Raw genomic sequence first — 5,359 nt, forward strand, 5'->3', positions numbered from 1 at the left:
AACAGAAGGCGCTCCCCCCAAGGTGACTCGGAGGAGTCGCCACGGGTGTCGGAGAGATCCGTAACTTCACCATTTCGAGCGGCTGTTGAAGGTTTATCTACGCGCGGAGCATCGTCTACCGAACGATCCTTCGGGCATATCAGACGACTTTCCCCGCGGCCATTACCGCCGAGTACCGGGAGCTGCTAAAAACGTGCTCGCCCCACGAACTCCCCACTCGTCCCCCACATTTCGAAGGGCTGGCAGCCATGTCAGTACGAACCTTCCGGGCGTCCGTCTCCACCCTCGCGATCGCCGCCGTGGCCGCACTCGGCATCGCACAACCAGCATCCGCCGCCGGCGAAAGCTACGTAGCTCTCGGTGACTCCTACTCCTCCGGAGTGGGCGCCGGGAGCTACACGTCAGAGAGCGGCGACTGCAAGCGCAGCACCAACGCCTACCCCTACCTCTGGAGGAACGCGAACGCCCCGTCGTCGTTCGCGTTCGTCGCCTGCTCGGGCGCGACGACGTCCTCGGTGTCCAGCGGCCAGCTGGGCGCGCTGAGTTCGTCGACCACGCTCGTCAGCCTCACGGCCGGTGGCAACGACGTCGGATTCGCGGACGTCATGCAGACGTGCGTGCTGCAGAGCGAGGCCACCTGCGTGAACCGGGTGAACACGGCGGTCTCCGCCATGCAGAACTCACTGCCCGGCAGGCTCGACTCCCTCTACGCGGGCATCCGTTCGCGGGCTCCGCAGGCCCATGTGGTGGTCCTGGGGTACCCGCGCTTCTACAAGCTGTCGGGCACCTGCATCGCCGGTCTCACGGAGACCGAGCGCGGGGCGATCAACAACGCCTCGGACGTGCTGAACGGGGTGCTGGCCAAGCGGGCGGCCGACGCGGGGTTCACGTACTCCAGCGTCGTGGACGAGTTCACCGGGCACGAGCTCTGCTCGGGTGACGCATGGATCCACAGCGTGTCCATCCCGGTCACCAACTCGTACCACCCCAAGGCCATCGGGCAGTCGAGCGGCTATCTGCCGGCCTTCCGCTCTGTGGCGTAACGCGCGTAGAGCCGATCCGTTCGGCGTGTGCGGCGGCGCCACCGGCCTGTGCCGGAGGTACCGCCGCACGACGGGGGCCCGGGCGGCCCGTCGGCCGGCGGTCACCGGCGGCGGACCACGGGCTCAGTACCGCTCGACCAGGTGCTCCCGGCCGGCCGGGGGCTCGTAGGGTTCGGGCCAGAAGTCCGTCACCCCGGCGATCCTGCCGTCCGCGTCGAACGTGAAGAAGTGGATGGCGTGCATCTCCTCCCGCCCGACGGTGACCAGCGTCCGGACAGCGGCCTGCCGGCCTTCCCCGTCCGCCACGATCCGTTCGATCCGGACCTGCCAGTCCCCCGGGTACTCCCGGTTGAACAGGACGTAGCGCTCCTTGCCGAGGATGCGCTCACGGGTCTGCGGCAGGTCGTACACCACGTCGTCGGCGAGGGTGGCGGCGAAAGCGCTCCAGTCACGGGCGTCCGCCGCGGTCCAGTACGCCTCCACAGCGGCTCGCACCTCGGCCGCCGCCCACGCCACGCCGGTACCGCCGGTCGTCTCAGTCATGCCCCGAGTGTGGCGCCCGCCACTGACAATCGTGCGGGGACGGCACCCGGTCAGCCCGTGACCGGCCGCGATGCCTTCACCGAGTACATCATCGGGATGCGCGGACGGTCCGCCGGGAAGCGGTAGTACCCGTCCGTCTGCCGCTTCAGTACCTGATACCGCGGGAAGAGCGACGCGTCGTGCTCGTGCAGGAACTCGATCCGGAGTCCCGCCGCCGCCAGCGCCGAGACCACCTCGCCCACCGGGTGCTGCCATTCGACACTGCGGTTGTGGACGGTCACGGCGTCGAGGTCCGCGTACGTGCCCGGCGAATCGTCCACCCAGGCGTCCCGGCTGAAGTAGTCGTACGTGACCGTCGAGCCGGTCTCGTCGTCCAGGCAGTCGGTGAGCGGATGGAACTCCGCGAGGTAGAGAAAGCCACCGGGTGCCACCAGCGAGGCCGCGACCTCCGCCCAACGAGACACGTCCGGAAGCCAGTTCAGCGCACCGAGCCCGGTGTAGACGATGTCGTACGCGGAGTCCGGGACCGCCTGGGCGGCGTCGTACACATCGGCTGCCACGAAGGCCGCCTGCTCCGGCGGCAGTCCCAGCGAGCGGGCCAGACCGCGGGCCGCCTCGACGGCGGGCTCGGAGAAGTCGAGACCCACGACGTGGGCTGCTCCGTGGCGGGCCCAGGAGAGGGTGTCGAGTCCGATGTGGCACTGCAGGTGCAGCAGTGTCCGGCCGGTCACGTCGCCGACCTCCGCGAGCTCGAAGTCCCGCAGAGCGTCGTGGCCGGCGAGGAAGGCGTCCAGGTCGTAGAAATCACCGGCCGCGTGGATGGGTACGCGCTCGTCCCAGCGTGCGCGGTTGATCTCGTGCCAGTCGTCGGGCGTCGGTGCGTACATGTCGCGAAAGTTACCCACAGGCTGAGGGCGGGCGCGAACAGTTATCCACAGGCCGCACGGCGTGGTGGCCGCATCGGGTTGGATGGGGTCATGAGCGACACACAGAACGACGCGTCCGTACCGGAGCGGGAGCAGGAGCCACCGCAGTGGGAGCAGCGTTTCCGCGCTGCGCGGGTGTCCCTGCCCGACTGGGCCGAGGACGCTCCCGACCGCGCGCTCTTCGTCTCCAACGCCACCGGTACGTACGAGCTGTACGCCTGGGACCGGGCGACCGGAAAGCAGCGCCAGGTCACGGACCGGCCCAACGGGACGACCGACGGGGTGCTGACCCCGGACGGCCGGGCCGTCTGGTGGTTCGCCGACACCGACGGCGACGAGTTCGGTGTGTGGATGCGGCAGCCCTTCGACGGCGGTGCGGACGAGGCGGCGACGCCCGGTCTGGAACCCTCCTATCCGGCCGGGCTCGCGATCGGCCGTGACGGCACGGCCGTGGTCGGCCGTTCGACCGACGAGGACGGCACGACCGTTCACCTGGTGCGCGCCGGGGCGGAACCCGTCGAGATCTACCGGCACCGTGAGTCCGCCGGGGTCGGTGATCTCTCCCACGACGGGACGCTGATCGCCCTGGAACACACGGAGCACGGCGACGCGATGCACTCCGCGCTGCGGGTGGTGCGCCCCGACGGTTCGACGGTCGCCGAGCTGGACGACACGGAGGGCGGCACGAAGGAGCTGGGCCTGTCGGTGCTGGGCTTCGCCCCGGTGGCGGGTGACACCCGGCTGCTGGTCGGGCATCAGCGGCGCGGGCGGTGGGAGCCGATGATCTGGGACCCGGTGGCGGGGACGCAGACGGACCTGCCGGTCGATCTGCCCGGCGACGCGGGCGCGGAGTGGTATCCGGACGGATCCGCGTTGCTGATCGAGCACAGCTTCGAGGCGCGCAGCGAGCTGTGGCGGTACGAGCCGTCCGCTGCGGGGCCCGTCCGGGTCGAGACCCCCTCCGGGACGGTGTCGGGGGCCACGGCCCGCCCCGACGGCACGGTGGAGTACCTGTGGTCGTCGGCCGCACAACCGCCTGCGGTGCGCTCCACGACGGGCTCCGTCGTCCTCGACCCGCCGGGTGCGAAGGCTCCGGCCTCGGTGCCGGTCCGGGACGCCTGGGTGGAGGGCCCCGGAGGCCGCATCCACGCCCTGGTGCAGGCTCCGGCCACCGGTGACGGTCCGTTCCCCACAATCTTCGAGATACACGGTGGGCCCACCTGGCACGACAGCGACGCCTTCGCGTCGGGTCCCGCCGCGTGGGTGGACCACGGCTTCGCCGTCGTACGGGTCAACTACCGCGGTTCGACGGGGTACGGCCGCGCCTGGACGGACGCGCTCAAGCACCGGGTCGGGCTGATCGAGCTGGAGGATGTCGCGGCCGTCCGGGACTGGGCGGTGAAGTCAGGGCTCGCCGACCCGGAGCAGCTGGTGCTGGCCGGTGGTTCGTGGGGCGGCTATCTGACGCTGCTCGGGCTCGGTACGCAGCCGGATGCCTGGGCCCTCGGGCTGGCGGCGGTCCCGGTCGCCGACTACGTCACCGCCTATCACGACGAGATGGAGGCACTGAAGGCGATGGACCGCACGCTGCTGGGCGGGACCCCGGAGGAAGTGCCCGAACGCTTCGAGGCCTCGTCCCCGCTGACCTACGTGGATGCCGTGCGCGCCCCTGTCTACATCTCTGCCGGCGTCAACGACCCGCGCTGCCCGATCCGTCAGGTGGAGAACTACGTGGACCGCCTCGCGGCCCGTGGCGCGGTCCACGAGGTGTACCGCTACGACGCGGGGCACGGCTCGCTGGTGGTGGAGGAGCGGATCAAGCAGGTACGGCTGGAGCTGGACTTCACGCTGCGCCACCTCGGGCGGGCACGGGCCGAGGACCAGCAGGAAGGCCGGGAGGAAGACAGGCCGACGGCATAAGTTCCGGATAAATGGTGCACCCCGCTCCGGGGGCCCGGAGCGGGGAACCGTACCTTGGAGGCGTGTACCGGTTCCTGCTGACCCCACGGTGGTGGGGGATCAACCTCTTCGTCGTGCTGGCCATCCCGTTCTGCGTGTTCATGGGCACCTGGCAGCTCGGCCGTTTCGAGGACCGCGTGCAGTCGCACGAGGAGGCCGAGGAGCGCCCCGATCCGGGCAGCCGCTCCCCGGAGCCGCTCGACGACCTGCTCCCCGTGAGCACGGAGACCTCCGGCCGCCCGGCCGTGGCGACGGGAACGTATGCCGACCGGTTCCTGGTCCCCGGCCGCAAGCTGGACGACCGTGACGGCTTCTACGTGCTGGATCTGCTGCGTACGGACAGCGGCAAGGCGCTGCCCGTCGTGCGGGGCTGGCTTTCCGGTGCCCCCGGCAGCACCGAGGTGCCCACCGCGCCGGCCGGTGAGGTCACCGTGACCGGCGATCTGCAGGCCTCGGAGAACAGCGGCACCGACGGCGTCGACCTCAGCGGCGGGCTCCCCGAGGGCCAGCTCGGCATGATCAGCGCGGCGTCCCTCGTGAACCTCGTGCCGTACGACGTGTACGACGCCTGGGTGACCCTGCCCGAGCCGGAGGCGGGTGGCACGGGCGGCGGCATGAAGCCCGTGCCCGCGGCGGCGGCGCAGGGCAGCGGACTCGACCTGAAGGCTTTCCAGAACCTCGGCTACACCGGCGAGTGGTTCGTCTTCGGCGGCTTCGTGCTCTTCATGTGGTTCCGGCTGGTGCGCCGCGAGGCGGAGGCCGCACGCGACGTACAGCTGGGGCTTGCGGCCGACGCCGACTGACGAAGCCCCGCGACAGGCGCGAGCGGACACGGACAGACACGAGCAGACACGGGCAGGGGCCCGCCATGAACCCTAGGGTTCATGG

At 70.5% G+C, this 5,359-nt stretch carries 5 protein-coding genes; 3 read left to right on the top strand and 2 right to left on the bottom strand.

What is annotated here, in order from left to right; genetic code table 11:
* Positions 1-248: 248 nt before the first annotated feature.
* Positions 249-1,043, top strand: a complete 795-nt coding sequence (locus ACFWFI_RS40705; protein WP_387400685.1) for an SGNH/GDSL hydrolase family protein — start codon at positions 249-251, stop codon at positions 1,041-1,043.
* Positions 1,044-1,166: 123 nt separating this feature from the next.
* Here ACFWFI_RS40705 and ACFWFI_RS40710 read toward each other — a convergent pair whose 3' ends face one another.
* Positions 1,167-1,586: a nuclear transport factor 2 family protein gene (locus ACFWFI_RS40710; protein ID WP_387400686.1), complete on the bottom strand. Its 420-nt coding sequence runs from the start codon at positions 1,584-1,586 to the stop codon at positions 1,167-1,169.
* Between the two features lie 50 nt (positions 1,587-1,636).
* Positions 1,637-2,473 (bottom strand): class I SAM-dependent methyltransferase, encoded by an 837-nt coding sequence (locus tag ACFWFI_RS40715; protein ID WP_387400688.1) that lies wholly within the window; start codon positions 2,471-2,473, stop codon positions 1,637-1,639.
* A 90-nt stretch (positions 2,474-2,563) separates the two neighbouring features.
* Here ACFWFI_RS40715 and ACFWFI_RS40720 point away from each other — a divergent pair, with 90 nt between their 5' ends.
* Complete coding sequence (locus ACFWFI_RS40720; RefSeq protein WP_387400690.1) at positions 2,564-4,432, top strand: S9 family peptidase; 1,869 nt, start codon at positions 2,564-2,566, stop codon at positions 4,430-4,432.
* Between the two features lie 62 nt (positions 4,433-4,494).
* Positions 4,495-5,274, top strand: a complete 780-nt coding sequence (locus ACFWFI_RS40725; RefSeq protein ID WP_387400691.1) for an SURF1 family protein — start codon at positions 4,495-4,497, stop codon at positions 5,272-5,274.
* The last annotated feature ends 85 nt before the right edge of the window (positions 5,275-5,359 follow it).

Source organism: Streptomyces sp. NPDC060209 (genome assembly GCF_042728155.1).
Lineage (GTDB): Bacteria > Actinomycetota > Actinomycetes > Streptomycetales > Streptomycetaceae > Streptomyces.